The organism is Citrobacter sp. Cc139 (genome assembly GCF_030334645.1).
GTDB lineage: Bacteria > Pseudomonadota > Gammaproteobacteria > Enterobacterales > Enterobacteriaceae > Citrobacter > Citrobacter werkmanii.
Genome location: NZ_JAOWDM010000062.1, coordinates 81,100 through 103,842, shown reverse-complemented (window position 1 = coordinate 103,842; position 22,743 = coordinate 81,100). Strand labels below are relative to the sequence as shown.

General features: G+C 54.6%; 21 protein-coding genes and 1 tRNA gene. 10 read left to right on the top strand and 12 right to left on the bottom strand.

Annotation, left to right across the window (positions count from 1 at the left end):
* Positions 1 to 58 precede the first annotated feature (58 nt).
* Positions 59 to 1,213, top strand: a complete 1,155-nt coding sequence (gene cfa, locus OGV69_RS04040; protein ID WP_069324364.1) for a cyclopropane fatty acyl phospholipid synthase — start codon at positions 59 to 61, stop codon at positions 1,211 to 1,213.
* A 40-nt stretch (positions 1,214 to 1,253) separates the two neighbouring features.
* On the opposite strand, the gene OGV69_RS04035 is transcribed toward cfa, so the two are convergent.
* Complete coding sequence (locus OGV69_RS04035; protein WP_069324363.1) at positions 1,254 to 2,912, bottom strand: glycerone kinase; 1,659 nt, start codon at positions 2,910 to 2,912, stop codon at positions 1,254 to 1,256.
* A gap of 560 nt (positions 2,913 to 3,472) precedes the next feature.
* Between OGV69_RS04035 and OGV69_RS04030 the strand changes: the two genes are divergently transcribed.
* Both OGV69_RS04030 and dhaR read left to right on the top strand, forming a co-directional pair.
* Positions 3,473 to 4,570, top strand: a complete 1,098-nt coding sequence (locus OGV69_RS04030) for a glycerol dehydrogenase (RefSeq protein ID WP_007372185.1) — start codon at positions 3,473 to 3,475, stop codon at positions 4,568 to 4,570.
* Positions 4,571 to 4,659: 89 nt separating this feature from the next.
* Complete coding sequence (gene dhaR, locus OGV69_RS04025; RefSeq protein WP_069324425.1) at positions 4,660 to 6,585, top strand: dihydroxyacetone kinase operon transcriptional regulator DhaR; 1,926 nt, start codon at positions 4,660 to 4,662, stop codon at positions 6,583 to 6,585.
* Here dhaR and OGV69_RS04020 read toward each other — a convergent pair.
* The 4 genes from OGV69_RS04020 to OGV69_RS04005 are packed head-to-tail and all read right to left on the bottom strand — an operon-like array spanning position 6,563 to position 9,078.
* Positions 6,563 to 7,093 carry a cob(I)yrinic acid a,c-diamide adenosyltransferase gene (locus OGV69_RS04020; RefSeq protein ID WP_069324362.1) on the bottom strand — a complete coding sequence of 177 codons (531 nt, stop codon included), beginning with the start codon at positions 7,091 to 7,093 and terminating at the stop codon, positions 6,563 to 6,565. The two genes, dhaR and OGV69_RS04020, sit on opposite strands and share 23 nt — an antisense overlap.
* Positions 7,094 to 7,447: a glycerol dehydratase reactivase beta/small subunit family protein gene (locus OGV69_RS04015; RefSeq protein WP_038634027.1), complete on the bottom strand. Its 354-nt coding sequence runs from the start codon at positions 7,445 to 7,447 to the stop codon at positions 7,094 to 7,096.
* Positions 7,448 to 7,463: 16 nt separating this feature from the next.
* Positions 7,464 to 8,627, bottom strand: coding sequence for a 1,3-propanediol dehydrogenase (gene dhaT / locus OGV69_RS04010; protein WP_038634024.1), 1,164 nt, complete (start codon positions 8,625 to 8,627; stop codon positions 7,464 to 7,466).
* Positions 8,628 to 8,649: 22 nt separating this feature from the next.
* Positions 8,650 to 9,078 (bottom strand): GlcG/HbpS family heme-binding protein, encoded by a 429-nt coding sequence (locus tag OGV69_RS04005; RefSeq protein WP_038634020.1) that lies wholly within the window; start codon positions 9,076 to 9,078, stop codon positions 8,650 to 8,652.
* A gap of 392 nt (positions 9,079 to 9,470) precedes the next feature.
* On the opposite strand from OGV69_RS04005, the gene OGV69_RS04000 reads away from it, so the two are divergent.
* The 5 genes from OGV69_RS04000 (at position 9,471) to OGV69_RS03980 (ending at position 14,423) form a co-directional block, all read left to right on the top strand.
* Positions 9,471 to 11,138 carry a propanediol/glycerol family dehydratase large subunit gene (locus OGV69_RS04000; RefSeq protein WP_069324361.1) on the top strand — a complete coding sequence of 556 codons (1,668 nt, stop codon included), beginning with the start codon at positions 9,471 to 9,473 and terminating at the stop codon, positions 11,136 to 11,138.
* 11 nt (positions 11,139 to 11,149) lie between these two features.
* The gene (locus OGV69_RS03995) at positions 11,150 to 11,734 is read left to right on the top strand and encodes a propanediol/glycerol family dehydratase medium subunit (RefSeq protein WP_038634014.1); all 585 of its coding nucleotides are present in this window, start codon (positions 11,150 to 11,152) and stop codon (positions 11,732 to 11,734) included.
* A 2-nt stretch (positions 11,735 to 11,736) separates the two neighbouring features.
* A complete protein-coding gene (locus OGV69_RS03990; protein ID WP_061382555.1) occupies positions 11,737 to 12,165 on the top strand; it encodes a diol dehydratase small subunit in 429 nt (142 codons plus the stop codon).
* A 10-nt stretch (positions 12,166 to 12,175) separates the two neighbouring features.
* The gene (locus OGV69_RS03985; protein WP_069324360.1) at positions 12,176 to 13,990 is read left to right on the top strand and encodes a diol dehydratase reactivase subunit alpha; all 1,815 of its coding nucleotides are present in this window, start codon (positions 12,176 to 12,178) and stop codon (positions 13,988 to 13,990) included.
* Positions 13,991 to 14,099: 109 nt separating this feature from the next.
* Positions 14,100 to 14,423, top strand: coding sequence for a DUF1889 family protein (locus OGV69_RS03980; protein ID WP_001573898.1), 324 nt, complete (start codon positions 14,100 to 14,102; stop codon positions 14,421 to 14,423).
* Positions 14,424 to 14,571: 148 nt separating this feature from the next.
* Here the strand turns inward: OGV69_RS03980 and OGV69_RS03975 are convergent.
* Positions 14,572 to 14,647, bottom strand: a tRNA-Ile gene (locus OGV69_RS03975).
* A gap of 124 nt (positions 14,648 to 14,771) precedes the next feature.
* On the opposite strand from OGV69_RS03975, the gene mug reads away from it, so the two are divergent.
* On the top strand, positions 14,772 to 15,278 hold the full coding sequence (gene mug, locus OGV69_RS03970) for a G/U mismatch-specific DNA glycosylase (protein ID WP_069324359.1): 507 nt from the start codon (positions 14,772 to 14,774) through the stop codon (positions 15,276 to 15,278).
* Positions 15,279 to 15,323: 45 nt separating this feature from the next.
* On the opposite strand, the gene rpoD is transcribed toward mug, so the two are convergent.
* The 3 genes from rpoD to rpsU all read right to left on the bottom strand — a co-directional run bounded on the left by rpoD (position 15,324) and on the right by rpsU (position 19,648).
* The gene (gene rpoD / locus OGV69_RS03965; protein WP_038634001.1) at positions 15,324 to 17,168 is read right to left on the bottom strand and encodes an RNA polymerase sigma factor RpoD; all 1,845 of its coding nucleotides are present in this window, start codon (positions 17,166 to 17,168) and stop codon (positions 15,324 to 15,326) included.
* 284 nt (positions 17,169 to 17,452) lie between these two features.
* Entirely contained in the window at positions 17,453 to 19,198 is a 1,746-nt protein-coding gene (gene dnaG, locus OGV69_RS03960; RefSeq protein ID WP_038633998.1) for a DNA primase, read from the bottom strand.
* Positions 19,199 to 19,432: 234 nt separating this feature from the next.
* A complete protein-coding gene (rpsU, locus tag OGV69_RS03955) occupies positions 19,433 to 19,648 on the bottom strand; it encodes a 30S ribosomal protein S21 (RefSeq protein ID WP_001144069.1) in 216 nt (71 codons plus the stop codon).
* A gap of 236 nt (positions 19,649 to 19,884) precedes the next feature.
* Here rpsU and tsaD point away from each other — a divergent pair, with 236 nt between their 5' ends.
* Positions 19,885 to 20,898, top strand: a complete 1,014-nt coding sequence (gene tsaD, locus OGV69_RS03950; protein WP_038633989.1) for a tRNA (adenosine(37)-N6)-threonylcarbamoyltransferase complex transferase subunit TsaD — start codon at positions 19,885 to 19,887, stop codon at positions 20,896 to 20,898.
* Between the two features lie 87 nt (positions 20,899 to 20,985).
* Here the strand turns inward: tsaD and ureG are convergent, their stop codons facing one another.
* The 3 genes from ureG to ureE are packed head-to-tail and all read right to left on the bottom strand — an operon-like array spanning position 20,986 to position 22,742.
* Complete coding sequence (gene ureG, locus OGV69_RS03945) at positions 20,986 to 21,603, bottom strand: urease accessory protein UreG (protein ID WP_286469111.1); 618 nt, start codon at positions 21,601 to 21,603, stop codon at positions 20,986 to 20,988.
* Positions 21,604 to 21,612: 9 nt separating this feature from the next.
* Positions 21,613 to 22,284, bottom strand: a complete 672-nt coding sequence (locus tag OGV69_RS03940) for an urease accessory protein UreF (protein WP_038633984.1) — start codon at positions 22,282 to 22,284, stop codon at positions 21,613 to 21,615.
* A complete protein-coding gene (gene ureE / locus OGV69_RS03935) occupies positions 22,284 to 22,742 on the bottom strand; it encodes an urease accessory protein UreE (protein ID WP_042311069.1) in 459 nt (152 codons plus the stop codon). Before ureE ends, OGV69_RS03940 begins: the two co-directional genes overlap by 1 nt.
* Position 22,743: the final 1 nt, after the last annotated feature.

Here is a 22,743-nt window from a genome sequence, read left to right as displayed (position 1 = left end):
CATTCAGTTTTCCATAATAATCTTGCGTAACGATTTTTAGCCCACTTTGGTAAATACCATGAACACGCTTTGTTCAGATGCTGTCATCGTCAATGAAACAAATGATAACTGGATCCGAATGGGGAAAGAGCTGCTTTCGCAAGCGGATATCCAGATTAATGGCTCTCGTGCCTGGGACATTCAACTTCATCATGCCGGTTTCTTTAAGCGGGTACTGCAACAAGGCTCGTTAGGGCTGGGCGAAAGCTATATGGAAGGCTGGTGGGACTGCGAGCGGCTCGATATTCTGTTCTGTAAAATTCTCAAAGCAAAACTCGACCAGCAAATGCCGGGCAACCTGAAAGATATTTTACGCATTGCCAGCGCTCGCCTGTTTAATTTGCAGTCGCGGAGCCGCGCGTGGATTGTCGGCAAAGAACATTATGATATTGGGAACGATCTTTTTGCGCTGATGCTGGATCCGCATATGCAATATTCCTGTGGTTACTGGAAAGACGCGACCACATTAGACGATGCGCAAAATGCCAAATTAAAAATGATTTGTGAGAAGCTACAACTCAAACCGGGTATGCGTTTACTCGATATCGGTTGTGGCTGGGGCGGACTGGCGGAATATGCAGCGCGTCATTACGGCGTGGCGGTAGAAGGCGTCACTATCTCTAAAGAGCAGCAGAAAATGGCGCAACAGCGCTGTGAAGGGCTGGACGTTAATATTCTGCTGCAGGATTATCGTGACCTCGATAAACACTACGATCGCATTGTCTCCGTGGGGATGTTCGAACACGTCGGGCCGAAAAACTACGACACCTATTTCAGCATCGCCGACCGTTGTTTAAAACCGGACGGGCTGTTCCTGCTGCATACCATTGGCAGCAACAAAAAGGGGATGAGCGTCGATCCGTGGATCAATAAATACATTTTCCCGAACGGTTGCTTACCGTCGATATCGCATATTGCCGAGGCCAGCGAATCACGCTTTGTAATGGAAGACTGGCATAACTTTGGCAGCGATTACGATAAAACGCTGATGGCCTGGCATGAGCGTTTTAATCAGGCATGGCCGGAGCTGTCTTCACGTTACTCCGCCACCTTCAGAAGAATGTTTAATTACTATTTATGCGCCTGCGCTGGGGCTTTCCGCGCCAGAGATATTGAGCTTTGGCAGGTACTGTTTAGCCGCGGCGTCGAGGGTGGCCTCCGCGTTTATCGTTAACGTTCTGCCTGATGCGCGAAGCGCATCAGGCATTTATCACTTAACCCAACTCACTCTCCGCCAGCGCTTTAAATACCATTGCGACGGCATGCGCCCCGGGATCCATATTACCCAGCAAACTTTCGCTGCTCAGATACGATGCGCGACCCGCATTGGCTTTGCTCGACAAACAGGTTCGTTCGGCCCCGGCTTGCGCGGCGTCAAAAGCGGCATGCAGGTTGTCCGGCTGCGCCAGCAGTGAGGTCAGCGCGGGTTGCAGTGCATCTATCATGGTGCGATCGCCTTCGTCTGCGCCGCCGTAGAACTTCATCTGCTCCAGACCCGCATTCAGCGCTTCGGCAACGTTAGCTCCCTGTTCCAGTTTCTGCCCGGCGGCGGTAAAGAAAATAGACATCAGCACGCCGCTGGAACCCCCCATCACCACGGTCAGGCGTTCGCCAATCAGCGCGAACAGCGTGGCAAGGTCATCCAGTGGAAGCTGCTGACGCTGCAGCAGACTGGCAATTTCACGCGCGCCGGCGGCAAAGGTTGAACCCGTATCGCCATCGCCGACTTTGGCATCCAGCGCGTTGAGATGTGCTTCCAGATTGGAAAGCGTTCCGGTGACCTGCTCCACAATTTCAGCGACCCGCGCGTTGGCAGAGGGCTGGAATTCCACGTGCGCGCTGCGCTGGGATGATGGCGCGTAGCTGATTTCACGCGGTGGGACGGGAGTCGGCCAGTTGCTGGTTTCCACTTCGGTCAGCAGCGCTTTTTCGATGCTCTCTTCCAGCACGATGGCCGTTAGTGAGAATCCTTTCATATCCAGCGCGGTGACCAGCGAGGCCGGACCAATTAGCCAGTCGATGCGTGGGTATAGCGGACTGCTGGCCAGTTCGCGGGTGATAATAGCCATTTCCGCAACGGATACGCCGCCAAGATTGTTAATCATCACCGCCACTCTGCCGGTTTCAGGTAGGACCGTCAGCAGTTTATCCACCATCAGGTTCACCACCTGCGCGCTGTTTTGGGTATCAATAACCGAGGCCCCCGGCTCGCCGTGAATGCCCATGCCCAGCTCAGCATGACCCGGATGATGGCGCGGCGCGGCGTCGGTTTCTTGCGGCAGATGACAGCTGGAGAGGGCGACGCCCAGGCTGAAGGTGTTGTTGGCTGCGTATTGCGCTTCACGCAGGACGGTGGCGAGGTTGTAGCCGCGTTCAGCGAAATAGCCGGCGATTTTATGCACCAGGATGGTTCCCGCAATGCCGCGTGGGTGTTTGTTATCCGGCAGGGAGATGTCGTCACCGACTATCAGCATTTCAACGTTGTAGCCCAGGCGTCGCGCTTTCTCGGCGGCGAGACCGAAGTTAAGACGGTCACCGGTGTAGTTCTTCACGATCAACAGACAGCCAGCCTCACCGGTCACTGCCTGAATAGCGGTCAGTACCGCATCCACGCTCGGGGAGGCGAACACGTCGCCGCAGACCGCCGCAGTCAGCATACCTTTGCCGATAAACCCAACGTGCGCGGGTTCGTGCCCTGAACCGCCGCCGGAGATCACCGCCACGTTATTTTTGTTAAGGTCGCGGCGAACCACGACGCGAATGGCCGGATCGCTCTCCAGACGCGCCAGGTTATTCCACGGGCTGGTGATAATTGCACCGTCGATCACGTCGCTCACAAGCTGGGTGCGTTGGTTAAAAAAGAATTGAGACATAACGGCTCCTCGAGGTTGAGTGTAAGACAAACCCCCGAATGCATGTTCATGGTGCGGAGGCGATAGAGAGATTCTGGCGAAGTCAGCATGGAAAAAAACAACGCGAAAATGAGTTTCATTACGAAACGTGATTGCTGTTTTTTGTTCCGAAATGAAACTTAATTAGGCGAGAAATCAGCACAATGCGAACTCGCTCGACTTTTTTCTTCTGCGATCAGAGCAGGCTGCACGGCGCTGTCAGCCTTTTTTGCGGGTTTTTACGCAGGATGGCGCGTTATTGGGGAAATTGATCTTCGTGTTGGACGGTGATTTCGCGGTAAAGGAACGGATCGGGATCGCAAACCTTATTATTTTTGTGGTTAAGTGTTCCAATATGAAACGTGTTCCTTTTTTATCTGTTTCATATCAGAACAAAATGACGAAAGATTTTTTTGTGCACGCCTCGCCATACAGTTATTACATCGCTCCGGTACGTCCGCTTTCGCCGTCAACATCAGGCTAAACGGGTTAACGCCAGGGCTCATCATGTAAAAACATGTACTTATTTGAGGATGAAAGGAATGCTAAAAGTTATTCAATCTCCAGCCAAATATCTCCAGGGTCCTGACGCTTCTACCTTATTTGGTCAATACGCTAAAAATCTGGCGGACAGCTTTTTCGTGATTGCGGACGACTTCGTCATGAAGCTGGCGGGAGAGAAGGTACTCAATGGTCTGCATAGCCATGACATTAGCTGCCACGCGGAACGCTTCAACGGTGAATGCAGCCATGTTGAAATTAACCGCCTGATTGCCATTCTGAAAAAACACGGTTGCCGTGGTGTGGTTGGGATTGGCGGTGGGAAAACGTTAGATACCGCCAAAGCGATTGGTTATTACCAGAAGCTGCCGGTGGTGGTGATCCCAACTATCGCATCTACCGATGCGCCAACCAGCGCGCTGTCCGTTATCTATACCGAAGCGGGTGAGTTTGAAGAGTATCTGATCTACCCGAAAAACCCGGATATGGTGGTGATGGATACCGCAATTATTGCCAAAGCGCCGGTACGTCTGCTGGTGGCCGGGATGGGCGATGCGCTCTCTACCTGGTTTGAAGCGAAAGCCTGTTATGACGCCCGAGCGACCAGCATGGCGGGCGGGCAGTCCACCGTGGCGGCGCTGAGCCTGGCGCGCCTGTGCTATGATACCCTGCTGGCGGAAGGCGAAAAGGCACGCTTAGCCGCCCAGGCTGGCGTGGTGACCGATGCGCTGGAACGTATTGTCGAAGCCAACACCTACCTCAGCGGTATCGGCTTTGAAAGCAGCGGCCTTGCGGGGGCACATGCCATCCATAACGGCTTTACGATTCTGGAAGAGTGTCACCATCTGTACCACGGTGAAAAAGTCGCCTTTGGTACGCTGGCGCAGCTGGTGCTGCAGAACAGCCCGATGGAAGAGATCGAAACCGTGCTGAATTTCTGTCAGAAAGTGGGCCTGCCGGTAACGTTAGCGGAAATGGGCGTGAAAGACGACATTGACGGCAAGATTATGGCCGTGGCTAAAGCCACCTGCGCAGAAGGTGAAACCATTCACAATATGCCGTTCCCGGTGACGCCTGAAAGCGTACATGCCGCTATTTTGACGGCAGACCTGCTGGGACAGCAGTGGCTGGCGCGTTAATCGGGCACAGGTAAATTTACCCAGCATCTTCCCCCCCTCTGACAGTCTCTGCCGGAGGGGTTGTCTATGGCAAAACAGCGGAAATGGATATGACGGCGCACACGCATAGCATCGGGCAGGAAGTCTCTTCGGTTCTCGCCCAGTCCTGGCATCGTTGCAGCAAGTTTATGCAGCGGGAAACCTGGCAGGCGCCGCATCAGGCGCAAGGGCTGACCTTTGAGTCGATTTGTCGTCGCAAGACGGCGCTGCTGACGATTGCGCAGGCCGCGCTGGAAGATGCCTGGGAGTTTATGGACGGTCGTCCGTGCGCACTGCTGATTCTGGATGAATCGGCCTGTATTCTCAGCCGTTGCGGCGATCCGCAGACGATAGAACAGCTGGCGGACCTTGGGTTTCGCGACGGCAGCTATTGCGCGGAAAGCATTATCGGCAGTTGTGCGCTGTCGCTGGCGACGATGCCGGGGCAGCCGACAAAAACCTCTGGCGCTCAGCACTTTAAACAGGCGTTGCATCCGTGGTCGTTCTGCTCGACGCCGGTGTTCGATAACCATGGACGTCTGTTTGGCTCCATCTCATTGTGCTGTCTGGTAGAACATGAGTCCGTTTCTGATTTATCCCTGACGCTGGCGATTGCCAGAGAAGTCGGCAATTCATTGCTGACCGACAGCCTGCTGGCAGAATCCAACCGCCATCTGAACCAGATGTACGGGCTGCTGGAGAGCATGGATGATGGCGTGATGGCCTGGAATGAGCAGGGGGTGTTGCAGTTCCTCAATGCGCGCGCGGCGCTGCTTTTGCATCTCGACGCGCAGGCCAGCCAGGGCAAAAACATTCACGACCTGCTCAATTTGCCCATGCTGCTGCGTCGGGCAATTAAACATGCCCGCGGTCTGAATCACGTCGAAGTCACTTTTGAAAGTCAGCACCAGTTTGTTGATGCCGTCATCACCCTGAAGCCGATTGTTGAGGAGCAGGGCAACAGCTTTATCCTGCTGCTGCACCCGGTGGAGCAAATGCGTCAGCTGATGACCAGCCAGCTCGGTAAGGTGAGCCACACCTTTGAGCAGATGTCGACGGACGATCCAGAAACCCGACGCTTGATCCATTTTGGTCGCCAGGCGGCAAGGGGGAGTTTCCCGATCCTGCTGTGCGGGGAAGAGGGCGTCGGGAAAGAGCTGCTGAGCCAGGCCATTCACAATGAAAGTGAACGCGCCAGTGGGCCGTATATCGCCGTCAACTGTCAGCTGTATGCCAACAGCGTGCTGGGGCAGGATTTTATGGGCAGTGCACCCACCGATGATGAAAATGGTCGGTTGAGCCGCCTTGAGCTGGCGAACGGCGGCACGCTGTTTCTGGAGAAAATTGAATATCTGGCGCCGGAACTGCAATCCGCGCTGTTACAGGTGATCAAGCAGGGAGTATTAACCCGCCTGGATGCCCGTCGCCTGATCCCGGTGGATGTAAAAGTGATCGCCACCACCACGGTTGATCTCGCTAATCTGGTGGAGCAAAACCGCTTTAGCCGCCAGCTGTATTACGCGCTGCACTCTTTTGAGATTGTTATCCCGCCGCTACGCGCGCGGCGTAACAGTATTCCCTCGCTGATTTATACGCGACTGAATAGCCTGAAAAAACGCTTTTCAACCAGCCTGAAGATCGACGACGACGCGCTGGCGCAACTGGTGGCTTATTCGTGGCCGGGCAATGACTTCGAGCTGAACAGCATTATCGAAAACATCGCCATCAGTAGCGATAACGGCCATATCCGGCTGAGTAATTTACCTGATTATCTGTTTGCCGAGCGCCCCGGTCTGGAGACCGCGTCTTCCCTGCTGCCAGCCAGCCTGACATTTACCGCTATCGAAAAAGAGGCGATTATCCACGCTGCCCGCGTCACCAGTGGGCGCGTGCAGGAGATGTCGCAACTGCTGAATATTGGTCGCACGACCTTGTGGCGTAAGATGAAGCAGTACGACATCGACGCCAGCCAGTTTAAGCGCAAACATCTGGAGTAGTTTCTTCGATTCTGGCCATGGAGAACAGCGCATCCGACAGTCGGTTGATATAACGCTTGGGTTCATCGCGTAACGTCAGCGTTCTGTCCATCGCGATGAGGATCCGCTCCAGCCGGCGTGCCAGGGTGCGCGCAACGTGTAGCTGTGCCGATGCCAGATTTTTTCCCGGAATGACAAATTCTTTCAGGGGGCCGCTCTGCGCCATATTGCGGTCAATAAGCTGCTCCAGCGCCTGAATATCCTCGGCGTTAATCGTCTGCGTTAAGCGGGCGAGACCTTTCTCATCGCTGGCGAGTTCCGACCCCAGCACAAACAGCATCTTCTGGATGGCATGCAGATCTTCGCGTAATTCTGCCTGGCGCGAGCTGGCATAGCAGACGCCAAGCTGGGAAATCAGTTCATCCACCGTACCGTAGGCGTTAACGCGGATGTCGTCTTTGTCGATACGGCTGCCGCCAAACAGCGCAGTCGTGCCTTTATCACCGGTTCGGGCATAGATGCGGTACATTTATTTTATCTCGCTAAAGGGAAGCACTTTGACCAGTTGGCCAGCATTGGCGCCGAGCATGCGGATCATTGCTGCCCCGGCGGCGATATGCCCACGGACCAGCGCCCGATCCTCGGGTAGCTGGGCGTGGGTTAGGGCAATATCACCGCTGGCGCTGAGGCCGAGACCCACGCGTAGCGTTGAGCTTTTAGCCGCCAGCTTGCTGAGGGCCAGCGCGCAGTCATGTGCGTCGCAACAGATTGTCCGGCAAGGGACGCCTTGCTCTTCCAGCCCCCAGCATAGTTCATCAAGCACGCGCGTATCCTGCCAGCGTGAGTGATAAAACAGATGTACGCCCGGTGATGAAAGTGACATTGCGCCCCCTTATTGATCAGAATGCCTGACGGAAGATCCCGGCAATTTCTTTCTCATTCCCTTTACGCGGGTTGGAGAAGGCATTGCCGTCTTTCAGCGCCATTTCCGCCATATACGGGAAATCGGCTTCTTTGACGCCCAGCTCGCGCAGATGCTGCGGAATACCGATATCGGCTGACAGGCGAGCGATGGCATGAATCGCCAGTTCGGCGGCATCCATGGTGGACAGACCGTCGGTGTTCTCACCCATAAACTCTGCGATGTCGGCAAATTTCTCCGGATTAGCGATCAGGTTATAGCGCGCCACGTGCGGCAGCAGGACGGCATTTGCTACGCCGTGCGGCATGTCGTACAGACCGCCAAGCTGATGCGCCATCGCGTGAACGTAACCAAGGTTGGCGTTATTGAAGGCCATACCCGCCAGCAAAGAGGCATAGGCCATGTTTTCACGAGCTTTCAGGTTGCTGCCCAGCGCTACGGCCTGGCGCAAATTACGGGCGATCAGACGAATTGCCTGGATAGCGGCGGCGTCGGTAACCGGGTTGGCATCTTTTGAAATATAGGCCTCAACAGCGTGTGTCAGGGCGTCCATCCCGGTCGCTGCGGTCAGTGGCGCAGGTTTGCCGAGCATCAGCAGCGGGTCATTAATAGAGACTGAAGGCAGGTTGCGCCAGCTGACAATCACAAACTTCACTTTGGTTTTGGTATTGGTCAGTACGCAGTGGCGGGTGACTTCGCTGGCGGTACCGGCGGTGGTATTCACCGCGACGATCGGCGGCAGCGGATTGGTCAGGGTTTCAATCCCGGCATAGCTATAGAGATCGCCTTCGTGCGTCGCCGCGATACCGATGCCTTTACCGCAGTCATGCGGACTACCACCGCCGACGGTAACGATAATATCGCATTGCTCCTTACGAAAAACTTCCAGACCGTCGCGCACGTTGGTGTCTTTGGGGTTTGGCTCGACGCCGTCAAACACCACCACGTCAATACCGGCTTCACGCAGATGTTCGAGGGTTTTATCAACCGCGCCGTCCTTAATGGCTCGCAGACCTTTATCAGTCACCAGCAGCGCTTTTTTACCGCCCAACAGTTTGCAGCGTTCGCCCACGACGGAAATAGCATTCGGGCCAAAGAAATTCACATTTGGCACCAGGTAATCAAACATACGATAGCTCATAATTTACCTTCTTAGATTTAAATTATAATTCAGAAAAACAATCCAGTGCGGTTTGCGCTAATAACATGTCTTGTTCGACAGTACCGCCACTTACGCCGACAGCACCGATTAATTTATCGTTTAACATGACAGGTAAGCCGCCGCCAAAAATAACGATCCGCTGTTGATTCGTTAGCTGTAAACCATATAGTGACGCACCCGGTTGTACCGCGTCGGTAATTTCATGGGTCCCCTGGCGCAGACAGCAGGCGGTATACGCTTTATTAAGAGAAATATCACAGCTGGTGACAAACGCGTCGTCCATGCGTTGCATCAGCAGCGTGTTTCCGCCGCGATCCACCACGGAAAAGACCACCGGCACGTTGATCTCAGACGCTTTAGCCTCGACGGCCTGCGCCATTTTTTTCGCAGCCGCCAGCGTAATGGTGGCGATTGGTTGGCTCTTATTCACAGTTTCTCCTGAAAATAGTGTAGGGCTGAGGTCACGAAAATATCGCGAGACAGCTATTTTTTATCATTGGGTTTGGCTTTATTTTGTCGCCACGCGTTATTGAGTCAATAGGGTGAGAATTTCAAAAATATTAATTTGATTTTGCGTATCGGCATTTATTGATAATGATCATTTAACTTCGTCACAATTCTCTCCGGCTATTCCTGAGAACCGTTTCAATATGGAACGATGAATTTTTATTACGTGCCAAATTGGAACGAAATTAATTTTATTTTTTTATTGCTGTGCTCATTTAGAGTTCGGCCATTGCTGATGAAAGGCGAATGCCGGGTGGTGTGTCCCCGGCAATACGGCCCGGCGTCCCTATTTTTTATCTTTTGAGTCCATAAACTATGAGAAGATCAAAACGATTCGAAGTGCTTGCGAAGCGCCCTGTAAATCAGGATGGGCTGATTGGCGAATGGCCTGAAGAGGGGCTGATCGCCATGGAAAGCCCCTACGATCCGGCTTCGTCGGTGAAGGTAGAGAATGGTCGTATTGTTGAGCTGGACGGCAAGAGCCGCGCCGAGTTCGACATGATTGACCGTTTTATTGCCGACTACGCGATTAACGTGGCTGAAACTGAACGGGCAATGCGGCTCGATGCGCTGGAGATCGCCAGAATGCTGGTGGATATCCACGTCAGCCGGGAAGAGATTGTTGCTATTACCACCGCCATCACGCCGGCGAAAGCGGTGGAGGTGATGGCGAAAATGAACGTGGTGGAAATGATGATGGCGCTGCAAAAAATGCGCGCCAGGCGCACGCCATCCAACCAGTGCCATGTCACTAACCTGAAAGACAACCCGGTACAGATTGCCGCCGATGCGGCTGAAGCGGGGATCCGTGGTTTTTCAGAACAGGAAACCACGGTCGGCATCGCCCGCTATGCGCCGTTTAACGCCCTGGCGCTTTTGGTCGGTTCCCAGTGCGGTCGTCCTGGCGTGCTCACGCAATGTTCCGTTGAGGAGGCGACGGAGCTGGAGCTGGGGATGCGCGGGTTAACCAGCTACGCCGAAACGGTATCGGTATACGGTACAGAGTCGGTGTTTACCGACGGCGATGATACGCCGTGGTCCAAAGCGTTTCTCGCCTCGGCCTATGCGTCTCGCGGGCTGAAAATGCGTTATACCTCCGGTACCGGTTCGGAAGCGCTGATGGGCTATTCCGAGAGTAAATCGATGCTCTATCTGGAGTCGCGCTGCATCTTTATCACCAAAGGCGCGGGTGTACAGGGGCTGCAAAACGGCGCGGTCAGCTGTATCGGCATGACCGGCGCAGTGCCGTCGGGGATCCGCGCGGTGCTGGCGGAAAACCTGATTGCCTCGATGCTCGACCTTGAAGTGGCCTCCGCCAATGACCAGACCTTTTCCCACTCAGATATTCGCCGTACCGCCCGTACCCTGATGCAAATGCTGCCGGGTACCGACTTTATCTTCTCCGGCTATAGTGCCGTGCCGAACTACGACAACATGTTTGCCGGGTCGAACTTCGATGCGGAAGACTTCGATGATTACAACATTCTGCAACGCGATCTGATGGTGGACGGTGGTCTGCGTCCTGTAACCGAAGAAGAAACCATCGCCATCCGTAACAAGGCGGCGCGCGCCATTCAGGCGGTGTTCCGCGAACTGGGCCTGCCGTTGATTAGCGATGAGGAAGTTGAGGCCGCCACTTACGCTCACGGCAGCAAAGATATGCCCGCGCGCAATGTGGTGGAAGATCTGGCCGCCGTGGAAGAGATGATGAAGCGCAATATTACCGGGCTGGATATCGTCGGCGCGCTAAGCCGTAGCGGCTTCGAAGATATCGCCAGTAACATCCTCAATATGCTGAGACAGCGCGTCACCGGTGATTACCTGCAAACGTCGGCCATTCTGGATCGCCAGTTTGAGGTGGTCAGCGCTGTTAACGACATTAATGATTATCAGGGACCAGGCACCGGCTATCGCATCTCTGCCGAGCGCTGGGCGGAAATTAAAAATATCGCGGGCGTGGTTCAGCCTGGCTCAATTGAATAAGGCGGTACACCGTGGAATGCACAACTGAACGTAAGCCGGTTTTCACCTTGCAGGTAAGCGAAGGCGAGGCGGCTACAGCGGACGAACGCGTAGATGAAGTGGTGATTGGCGTCGGTCCGGCCTTTGATAAGTATCAGCACAAAACCCTGATTGATATGCCGCATAAGGCGATTCTTAAAGAGCTGGTGGCAGGGATTGAAGAAGAGGGGCTGCATGCGCGGGTGGTGAGAATTCTGCGCACCTCGGATGTTTCTTTTATGGCGTGGGATGCGGCTAATCTCAGTGGTTCCGGCATCGGGATTGGTATCCAGTCGAAGGGAACCACGGTGATTCATCAGCGCGATCTGCTACCGCTGAGTAACCTGGAGCTGTTCTCTCAGGCTCCGCTGCTGACGCTGGAAACCTATCGCCAGATCGGTAAAAACGCCGCGCGCTATGCACGCAAAGAGTCGCCTTCGCCGGTGCCGGTGGTCAATGACCAGATGGTGCGCCCTAAATTTATGGCCAAGGCCGCGCTGTTTCACATCAAAGAAACCAAACACGTGGTGCAGGATGCTGCACCCGTCACGCTGCATATTGCACTGGTAAGGGAATGACCATGAACGACAACATCATGACCGCGCAGGATTACCCATTAGCCACCCGCTGCCCGGAGAAAATCCAGACGCCTGGCGGGAAACCGTTAACCGACATAACCCTTGAGAATGTGCTGGCAGGCAAGGTCGGGCCGCAGGATGTGCGTATTTCTCAGCAAACGCTGGAGTACCAGGCGCAGATTGCCGAACAGATGCAGCGTCACGCCGTGGCGCGCAATTTCCGTCGCGCGGCGGAGCTGATTGCCATCCCGGATGCTCGTATTCTGGAGATCTACAATGCGCTACGTCCGTTTCGTTCTTCATTCGCGGAGCTACAGGCGATTGCCGATGAGCTGGAGCACACCTGGCATGCCACGGTGAACGCCGCTTTTGTCCGCGAGTCGGCAGAGGTGTATCAGCAGAGAAACAAGCTGCGTAAAGGCAGCCAGTGACGGAGGGCGCATGCCGTTAATCGCCGGGATTGATATCGGCAACGCCACCACCGAAGTGGCGTTGGCGCAACATGGACGGTTTATTGCCAGCGGAATTGTCGCCACCACGGGCATGAAAGGGACGCGGGACAATATTGCCGGGGTGGTGACCTCCCTGCAGCAGGCACTGGATAAAACGCCGTGGTCGCTTCAGGACGTGGCGAAAATCTGCATCAATGAGGCCGCGCCGGTGATTGGCGATGTGGCGATGGAAACCATCACTGAAACCATCATTACGGAATCGACAATGATTGGTCATAACCCGCAGACGCCGGGGGGCGTCGGCGTGGGGATGGGAACCACCATCAGCGTGGATAAGCTGGCATCACTGAGCGAGGAGCGCTTTGCGCAGGGCTGGATCCCGTTGGTAGGCGAAGAGATCGATTTCCTCGAAGCGGTCTGGCTCATCAATGAGGCGTTGGATCGTGGGATCAACGTGGTGGCGGCGATCCTGAAAAAAGATGATGGCGTGCTGGTGAACAATCGCCTGCGTCGGGCAATGCCGGTGGTCGATGAAGTCACGCTACTGGAGAAGGTTCCGGAAGGTGTGCTGGCGGCGGTGGAAGTGGCGGCTGCAGGGCAGGTGGTGCGGGTATTGTCGAATCCTTACGGCATCGCGACCTTTTTTGCCCTGACGCCGGAGGAAACGCAAACCATCGTCCCTATCGCCAGAGCGCTGATTGGCAACCGCTCCGCTGTGGTGCTGAAAACACCGCAGGGGGATGTGCAGTCGCGAACGATCCCGGCGGGTAAGATCTTTATTCGTGGCGAAAAGCGCGGCGGTGAAGCTGACGTAGCGCAAGGCGCGCAGGCCATTATGCAGGCGATGAGCGCCTGCACGCCCGTGTGCGATATTCGCGGTGAAGCAGGTACGCACGCGGGCGGGATGCTTGAGCGGGTGCGTAAGGTGATGGCCTCGCTGACCGGTCATGACATGAACGCCGTGCATATTCAGGATCTTCTGGCGGTGGATACGTTTATTCCCCGCGAGGTGCAGGGTGGCATTGCCGGTGAATGCTCAATGGAGAACGCCGTTGGCATTGCGGCGATGGTGAAATCTGACCGCTTACAGATGCAGGCTATCGCCAGCGAACTGAGCGCGCGGCTAAACACGCCCGTGGAGGTGGGAGGGGTGGAAGCCAACATGGCCGTGGCTGGCGCGTTAACGACGCCCGGATGCGCCGCGCCGCTGGCGATCCTCGATTTAGGCGCAGGATCCACCGATGCAGCCATTATTAATAGCGACGGCGTAGTGAAGGCGGTACATCTTGCCGGGGCGGGGAATATGGTCAGCCTGCTAATTCAAACGGAACTGGGCTTAAGCGATCCGTTTTTAGCAGAGGAAATTAAAAAATACCCGCTGGCCAAAGTGGAGAGCCTGTTCAGCATTCGCCACGAGAACGGCGCGGTGGAGTTTTTTCGTGAACCGCTCAGCCCGTCAGTATTTGCCAAAGTGGTGTATCTGAAAGACGGCGAGCTGATCCCGGTTGATAACCAGACCTCGCTGGAGAAGATTCGTCTGGTGCGTCGTCAGGCCAAAGAGAAAGTTTTTGTCACCAACTGTCTGCGCGCGTTACGCCAGGTATCACCTGGCGGCTCCATTCGCGATATCACGTTTGTGGTGCTGGTAGGCGGCTCATCGCTGGATTTTGAAATTCCGCAGATGATCACCGATGCGCTGGCGCATTACGGCGTTGTCGCCGGGCAGGGCAACATCCGTGGCACTGAAGGCCCGCGCAATGCGGTGGCGACTGGGCTGGTTTTAGCCGGAGAAGCAAAAAAATAGCGCAGAAAACAGCCGCGCAAGCGTTTAGCTGCGGGGTAAGTCAAAGAAAGGCGATGTTCTCTTTGATATCCCGGCGGAGTTGGGTACATAGTATCAAGGTGTCTCTAACGTGGTTAATTTTAAGGATAAGAGCATGCCAACAGCAATTGAGAAAGCCTTGGATTTTATTGGTGGTATGAACACTTCGGCGTCAGTACCCCATTCAATGGATGAAAGCACCGCTAAGGGAATTCTAAAGTATTTGCATGACTTAGGTGTGCCAGCGAGTCCGGAAGTTGTGATGGCACGGGGTGAGCAGGAGGGATGGAATCCTGAGTTCACGAAAAAAGTGGCCGGATGGGCAGAAAAAGTTGCCTCCGGTAACCGCATCCTTATCAAAAACCCAGAGTATTTTTCAACCTACATGCAGGAGCAGCTCAAAGAACTCGTGTGAGCTGACTATCGAATAAAACGCTAACGGACGTTTCCATCTCCGGATGGCGGCGTCCAGAAGGGTTGCCACATGCTGTTTATTGGGCAGACATATCTAAACGAAAGATTAATAAAAAAGGACCTGCGATTTCTCGCAAGCCCTTGAAATTTGGTGGCCCCTGCTGGACTTGAACCAGCGACCAAGCGATTATGAGTCGCCTGCTCTAACCACTGAGCTAAGGGGCCGTGGCGGTGGATTATAAAGTAACTCCGCGTCGCAATCCAGACATAAGCGTACGGATGCTGATTTTATAAACAATGTATTATCAGTCCGTTATACTGTTACTCTGATGTATTGTTCGGAGTAATTATGGTTAAGGACATACTGGCACCAGGGCTGCGGGTGGTGTTTTGCGGCATCAATCCGGGGCTATCTTCCGCAGGTACAGGATTCCCCTTTGCGCATCCCGCCAATCGCTTCTGGAAGGTCATCCATCAGGCGGGATTTACCGATCGCCAACTGAAGCCAGAAGAGGCGCAACACCTGCTGGATTTCCGCTGTGGCGTGACTAAATTTGTCGACAGGCCAACGGTGCAGGCTAATGAAGTGAAGCTACAGGAGATGCGTAGCGGTGGCCGTAAGCTTATTGAAAAGATTGATGACTATCAGCCCGCCGCGCTGGCGATTCTTGGCAAGCAGGCGTTCGAGCAAGGCTTTAGTCAGCGCGGAGCGCAGTGGGGAAAGCAGACGCTGACCATTGGCGCGACGCAGATTTGGGTATTGCCAAATCCCAGCGGATTGAGCCGGATAACACTGGATAAGCTGGTGGAGGCGTATCGTGAGCTGGATGACGCGCTGGTCATGCGCGGGATGTAAATAAAAACGCCACCTTGCGGTGGCGTTTGAACTTATACGGCGAGATTAATCGTCGAGGAAGCTACGCAGCACTTCAGAACGGCTCGGGTGGCGCAGTTTACGCAGCGCCTTCGCTTCGATCTGACGGATACGTTCGCGGGTAACGTCGAACTGTTTACCCACTTCTTCCAGCGTGTGGTCGGTGTTCATATCGATACCGAAACGCATACGCAGAACTTTCGCTTCACGAGCGGTCAGGCCAGCCAGAACGTCGTGCGTTGCGGCACGCAGGCTCTCGGTAGTGGCAGAGTCCAGCGGCAGCTCGAGGGTGGTATCCTCGATGAAATCACCCAGATGCGAATCTTCATCGTCGCCGATCGGCGTTTCCATGGAGATAGGCTCTTTGGCGATCTTCAGCACTTTACGGATCTTGTCTTCCGGCATCAGCATGCGTTCAGCCAGCTCTTCCGGCGTCGGCTCACGGCCCATCTCTTGCAGCATCTGACGGGAAATACGGTTGAGCTTGTTAATGGTCTCAATCATATGCACCGGAATACGGATGGTACGCGCCTGATCCGCGATAGAGCGGGTAATTGCCTGACGGATCCACCAGGTTGCGTAGGTGGAGAACTTGTAACCACGACGGTATTCAAACTTATCAACCGCTTTCATCAGACCGATGTTGCCTTCCTGAATCAGATCGAGGAACTGCAGACCACGGTTGGTGTATTTCTTGGCGATAGAGATAACCAGACGTAAGTTCGCTTCAACCATCTCTTTTTTCGCACGACGGGCTTTCGCCTCACCGATGGACATGCGACGGTTGATATCTTTGACCTGCTCGATGGTCAGGCCGGTTTCTTCTTCAATCTGCTGCAGTTTCTGCAGGCCGCGGTGAACGTCATCTGCCACGTCGTGCAGTTTTTCAGACCACGGTTTGTTCATCGCGATTGCCGCGTTGAACCAGGTTTCGCTGGTTTCATTGCCAGTGAACAGAGTGATGAAGTTTTTCTTCGGCATTTTGCACTGCTCAACGCAGAGCTTCATGATCAGACGTTCCTGAGTACGCACGCGGTCCATCATGACGCGCATGCTGTTTACCAGGTAGTCGAACTGCTTCGGCACCAGGCGGAACTGTTTGAACACTTCAGACAGCTTCTGAATTTCTTCCTGCGCGGCAGCATGGCTGCGGCCTTTGGCCTTGATCGTGTCGCGGGTGATTTCGTACTGGGTACGCAGCTCAGCGAATTTTTCACGCGCTAATTCAGGGTCGATGCTGTTGTCGTCATCGCTGCTGTCGTCGTCATCTTCTTCATCTTCGTCTTCATCTTCATCCATCTCTTCTTGAGAGAGTTCAGAACCGACGTGGGTCGCCGTTGGCGCCATGTCTTCTTCCGCGTTAGGATCGACAAAGCCGGTGATGAGATCGGACAGACGCGCTTCTTCAGCTTCTACGCGATCGTATTGCTCAAGCAGATAGGTGATGGCTTCCGGGTATTCAGCAACGGAGCATTGAACCTGGTTAATCCCGTCTTCGATGCGCTTAGCGATGTCGATTTCGCCTTCACGGGTTAACAGTTCAACGGTACCCATTTCACGCATGTACATGCGGACCGGGTCAGTTGTACGGCCGATTTCGGACTCAACGCTGGACAGAACCTGGGCAGCCGCTTCTTCCGCGTCTTCATCGGTGCTGTTGGAGGTTTCAGCAAGCAGCAGATCATCGGCATCAGGTGCTTCTTCCATCACCTGAATACCCATGTCATTGATCATTTGGATGATGTCTTCGATTTGATCTGAATCGACGATATCTTCCGGCAGATGGTCATTGACCTCGGCATAGGTCAGATAGCCTTGCTCCTTACCACGTTGGACAAGAAGCTTCAGCTGTGACTGCGGGTTTTGCTCCATAAGACGGTATCCACACTTAATTCGTTTGATTGGTGTTGGGCGGTAAAACCGCCAACGGCAAAACGAGGGCATACTTATATTTTGCCGCTGCCTCTCCGTGCGGCTGTCGGGGGCTTCCCGATCGATATTCGGCAGTTAAGCCGTTAAATACTTCATCTTTCACGTTGTCTCTGCGTTAGCTGCGTTCTCTCTTCCTGGTCATGTACTTATGTACACTCCCAGGCGTTCGTTCACTTGCTGCCTTGATACAACGCGAATGATTTTGTCTTTGTTTTGTCTTTCTCTTATTTCTTGGCCAGTTCCTGGTTCAGCGTCCAGAGTTCCCGGCGTTCTTCGCTGCTTAAACCGTGTGTGCGCTCACGAGCTATCAACTCTTCCTGGCGCAGTTCAAGCATCGAATCAAACATATGGTTGAGTGAGTCGGTGAAGGTTTTTTCTGCGATATCTTTATCTGCTATATCGTCCCACATCGACAGTTTTTCAAGGGTTGCAGCATCATTTGTGCCACGATAGTGCTCTAAAAGTTGGCCGGTGGTCAGGCCTGGCTGAGCCAGACAAGTGTTGACCAGTTCTCTGAATAAGCCAAGTCCAGGCAGCTTATTGCTGTCCAGCGCGCCTAACGGCGGAACCAGCGGAGCAAGGTCCGGGTTTTGCACCAGCAACCCTATAAGTATACGCATGGTCGTACGTTTTAGCTGTGGAACAGGGCGGGAAGCGCCATTTTCTGCCAGTTTTGGCATTAAACGTTCAAGCTGGCTGTCATCCAGAATGCCGAGCTTGTTTCCCAACTCCTGTCGCAGATAAATGCGCAACGTTTCGCCCGGCACCTGAGTGATCAGTGGCAGCGCCAGCGTGCTGAGCTGCGCGCGTCCGTCCGGGGTACTCAAATCTACCTGTGGCAACAGGCTATTAAATAAAAACGCAGAGAGCGGCAACGCCTGCTCCATCCGGGCTTCGAAAGCCTCTTTCCCTTCTTTACGCACTAACGTATCGGGATCTTCGCCATCAGGTAAAAACATAAAGCGTAGCTGGCGGCCGTCTGTCATATAAGGCAGTGCGGTTTCCAGCGCGCGCCATGCTGCGTCGCGTCCGGCACGGTCGCCGTCGTAGCAGCAAATCACGTTGTTCGTCGCGCGAAACAACAGCTGGATGTGATCGGCGGTGGTTGACGTCCCAAGGGATGCCACGGCGTAGTTAATGCCGTATTGCGCCAGCGCCACCACATCCATATAACCTTCCACCACTAACAGGCGCTGTGGATCGGCGTTATCCTGCTGGGCTTCATAAAGGCCATACAGCTGGCGACCTTTATGGAAAATATCGGTTTCCGGGGAGTTCAGATACTTCGGCAGGGCATCGCCCAGCACGCGTCCACCAAAACCAATGACCCGACCACGTTTGTCGCGGATGGGGAACATCACCCGTTCGCGAAAACGATCGTAACTGCGTCCCTGATCGTTGGTGACCAACATCCCCGCATCGACCAACGATTTGCGATTCTCAGCATTGCCGCCAAACCGTTTCAGGACGTTATCCCAGCCGGGGGGGGCAAAACCAATAGCAAAACGGGTGATAACGTCGCTACTTAATCCTCGCTTTTCCAGGTACTGGCGCGCAGGGGTAGCGGCGGGCTGCATCAAAGACTGTTGATAAAAAGTGTTCAGGCCGTCCATCAATTGATAAAGGCTTTGCCGTTGATGGCGCTCTATCTGACTGGGGCCACTGCCTGCTTCATAGGGCACTTCAAGGTTGTGCATTGCGGCCAGTTCTTCGACGGTTTCCACAAACTCGAGCTTGTCGTAGTTCATGAGAAAGTCGACGGCGTTGCCATGCGCGCCACACCCAAAGCAGTGATAAAACTGTTTTTCACCGTTTACGGTGAAAGAGGGGGTTTTTTCATTATGGAACGGACAGCACGCGTGATAATTTTTGCCCTGCTTTTTCAGCTTTACCCGCGCGTCGATGAGATCGACGATGTCGGTTCTTGCCAGCAGGTCATTAATAAATACACGTGGGATTCGTCCAGCCATATGCCCCGTTATTACACTTCATCCTTCAAACTGTCTCTGCGTTGGCTGCACTCGCTCACCCCTGTCACTTACTTAAGTAAGCTCCGGGGATTCACTCACTTGCCGCTTTGATACAGTGTGAATGATTTTGTGTAATTGCTGATGTATAAACGAAAACAAGCCGCGCATTCCTTCCGGAAGCACGGCCTTACAACTACAACTCAGTCTGAATTGAGAGCTTTAGCTCTCAATGAATTAGTACAGACGAGTACGGCGTGCGTTTTCGCGAGCCAGTTTCTTCGCGTGACGTTTCACAGCAGAAGCTTTAGCGCGCTTACGTTCGGTAGTCGGTTTTTCATAGAACTCACGACGACGAACTTCCGCCAGAACACCTGCTTTTTCGCATGAACGCTTGAAGCGACGCAGTGCTACGTCGAACGGCTCGTTTTCACGTACTTTAATTACCGGCATGTAACTCTCACCTTTAATAAATTCGGTTTGCCGCTGGCATCAACGCCAGCTTATTTCAAAATGGTGCGGAATTTTACTGCAATTGCTGCTGCTTTGTAAAGCACCCACGCGATTTTGAAAGGGACTTTTATAAGGACAAGGAGTATACACGAGGCATGCGCCTGGGGCGAACAAAGTTTTACATCAACCCGCATTGGTCCTACACTGCGCGGTAATAGAGCGAGGTAAAACAAGTCATGCGTGTACTGGGTATTGAAACATCCTGCGATGAAACCGGCATCGCCATTTACGACGATGAAAAAGGTCTTTTAGCCAACCAATTGTATAGTCAGGTGAAATTACACGCTGACTACGGCGGCGTAGTGCCAGAACTGGCCTCGCGCGATCACGTACGTAAAACCGTACCGCTGATTCAGGCCGCGCTGAAAGAAGCGGGACTCACGGCAAAAGAGATCGATGCGGTGGCGTACACCGCAGGTCCTGGTCTGGTTGGCGCGCTGCTGGTCGGCGCAACCGTAGGACGTTCGCTGGCGTTCGCCTGGGGCGTGCCGGCAATTCCTGTGCACCACATGGAAGGGCATTTGCTGGCGCCGATGCTGGAAGAGAATCCTCCTGCTTTTCCGTTCGTCGCGCTGCTGGTTTCCGGTGGGCACACGCAACTGATTAGCGTCACTGGTATCGGTCAGTATGAATTACTGGGTGAATCGATTGATGACGCGGCAGGTGAAGCGTTTGACAAAACCGCCAAGCTGCTGGGGCTGGATTATCCTGGCGGCCCAATGCTGTCTAAGCTGGCGTCACAGGGTGTGGAAAAACGCTTTGTCTTCCCGCGTCCGATGACCGACCGTCCGGGGCTGGATTTCAGCTTCTCCGGCCTGAAAACCTTCGCCGCGAATACGATTCGTAATAACGAAAATGACGATCAAACGCGTGCAGATATCGCCCGTGCCTTTGAAGATGCGGTGGTTGATACGCTGATGATCAAGTGCAAACGCGCGCTGGATCAAACCGGTTTTAAACGTCTGGTGATGGCGGGGGGCGTGAGCGCTAACCGCACGCTGCGCGCAAAACTGGCCGAAATGATGCAAAAACGCCGCGGCGAAGTGTTCTATGCGCGCCCGGAATTTTGTACCGACAACGGGGCGATGATCGCCTACGCGGGGATGGTGCGTTTTAAAGCGGGCGCAACGGCGGATCTTGGCGTGACCGTGCGTCCACGCTGGCCGCTGGCGGAATTACCGGCGGCGTGAGTTTTTTGCCCGGTGGTGGCTTTGCTTACCGGGCCAACAAAACCGTAGGCCGGGTCAGGCGAAGCCGCCACCCGGCGATAAACCGCGCTACACCCGCAACATTCCTTTCTCTTCCAGAAACGCAATAATCGTCGCCAGACCGTCGCCCGCCTTCAGGTTAGTAAACGTCCACGGACGCTCGCCGCGCATGCGCAGGGTATCGCGTTCCATCACCTCCAGCGAAGCGCCTACGTAAGGGGCCAGATCGGTTTTGTTGATCACCAGAAAATCGGATTTGGTGATCCCCGGCCCGCCTTTACGCGGGATCTTCTCGCCTTCGGCAACGTCGATCACGTAGATCGTCAGATCCGCTAATTCCGGGCTGAAGGTGGCGCTCAGGTTATCGCCGCCGCTTTCCACAAAAATCAGATCCAGGTTGCCGAATTTCTCGCTCAGCGCTTCGACCGCGGCCAGATTCATCGACGCATCTTCGCGGATGGCGGTATGTGGACAGCCGCCAGTTTCCACACCAACTATTCTGTCCGGTTCCAGGGCATCTGCTTCGGTGAGAATGCGCTGATCTTCTTTGGTATAGATATCGTTAGTCACGACCGCCAGTTGATAGCTGCTGCGCATGGCTTTGCATAACGCTTCCAGCAGCGCTGTTTTGCCGGAGCCAACCGGGCCGCCAACGCCCACGCGCAGGGGATGCTTGTAATCACTCATTTTTTCTCCTCAGGAACGGAATAAGCGGGAATATTGGGTTTCATGCCGGGCAGACGCGATGGCGGCTAACGGCGTTGCGGATCCGAGGCTGGCGTCAGGACACGCCAGCGCTTGTGCCAGACCTTGCGCGTAACGATCGCCAAGCGAAATAATCAACCGCTGCGCCGCCTGCTGGCCAAAGGGAACCAGTTTGACGCCTGCCATCACTGCGCTCTCAATCCAGCTGTAGCCGAGGCTTAATGCCAGATTCGTCAGGGGGATTTTCCAGCGTACGCCCAGCCAGGCCATGCCGCACAGCTGGCTGTCGGTAAAGAGCGTGCGCCATTCCCGGGAACAGTCTGGTTCCCAGTCGGTGACCAGCCGCGTAAAGGCGATGCCCCGGCTGCGTTCTTCATCCCGCAGTTCGCGGGTTTCCCGACAGGCCAGCAGGTAAGCGGTCCAGCGGCGCGCGGCGGCGAGATCGTCCTGCTCACAGGCGCGATACAATCTCGCCAGCAGCGGTAAGTCGACGGTAAAAAAGTTGTGCTCCATCTGCTGAATTTGCCAGTCAGAGAAGTCATCGACGCTTTTCACCCAGCCGATTTCCACCGCCCACTCCAGACCCTGAGACCAGGTAAACGATCCCACCGGGAGACTGCTGCTGGCGAGCTGCATCAGGCGCAGCTGTTGGGTGCTATGCATCAGTGCGCATGGCCGTGATGATGCCCGTGTGACTCGCTGGCATAGGCACCCGCTTCCGGCTCAAACGGCAATTGGGCAAACGCCACCTCGAGGTTGAACTGGCGCAACATATCGTCCAGCACATGATCGTGGTGGTAGCGCAGCTCATCGGGCAGGATCTGCAACGGTACGTGGCGATTACCAAGGTGGTAACAGGCTTTGGCGAGCAAAAAAGGGTCGGCGCAGCGCACGACGGAAACCGACTCCGGCGCGGCGATCACTTCGATCACTTCGCGGCCATCGTCGGTAGTCAGCAGATCGCCGCCGCGTAACAGTAAACCGCGCGGTAGCATTAATCCGGCTTCGCGGCCATCGCTCAGCGCCACTCTGGCGCGGCTTTTTACCCGAACATCAATGGGTAGCGTGACGCTTGCGGTGACGCGGTGGGCATGGTCAAGGCGTTGGGTCAGGTAGATCATC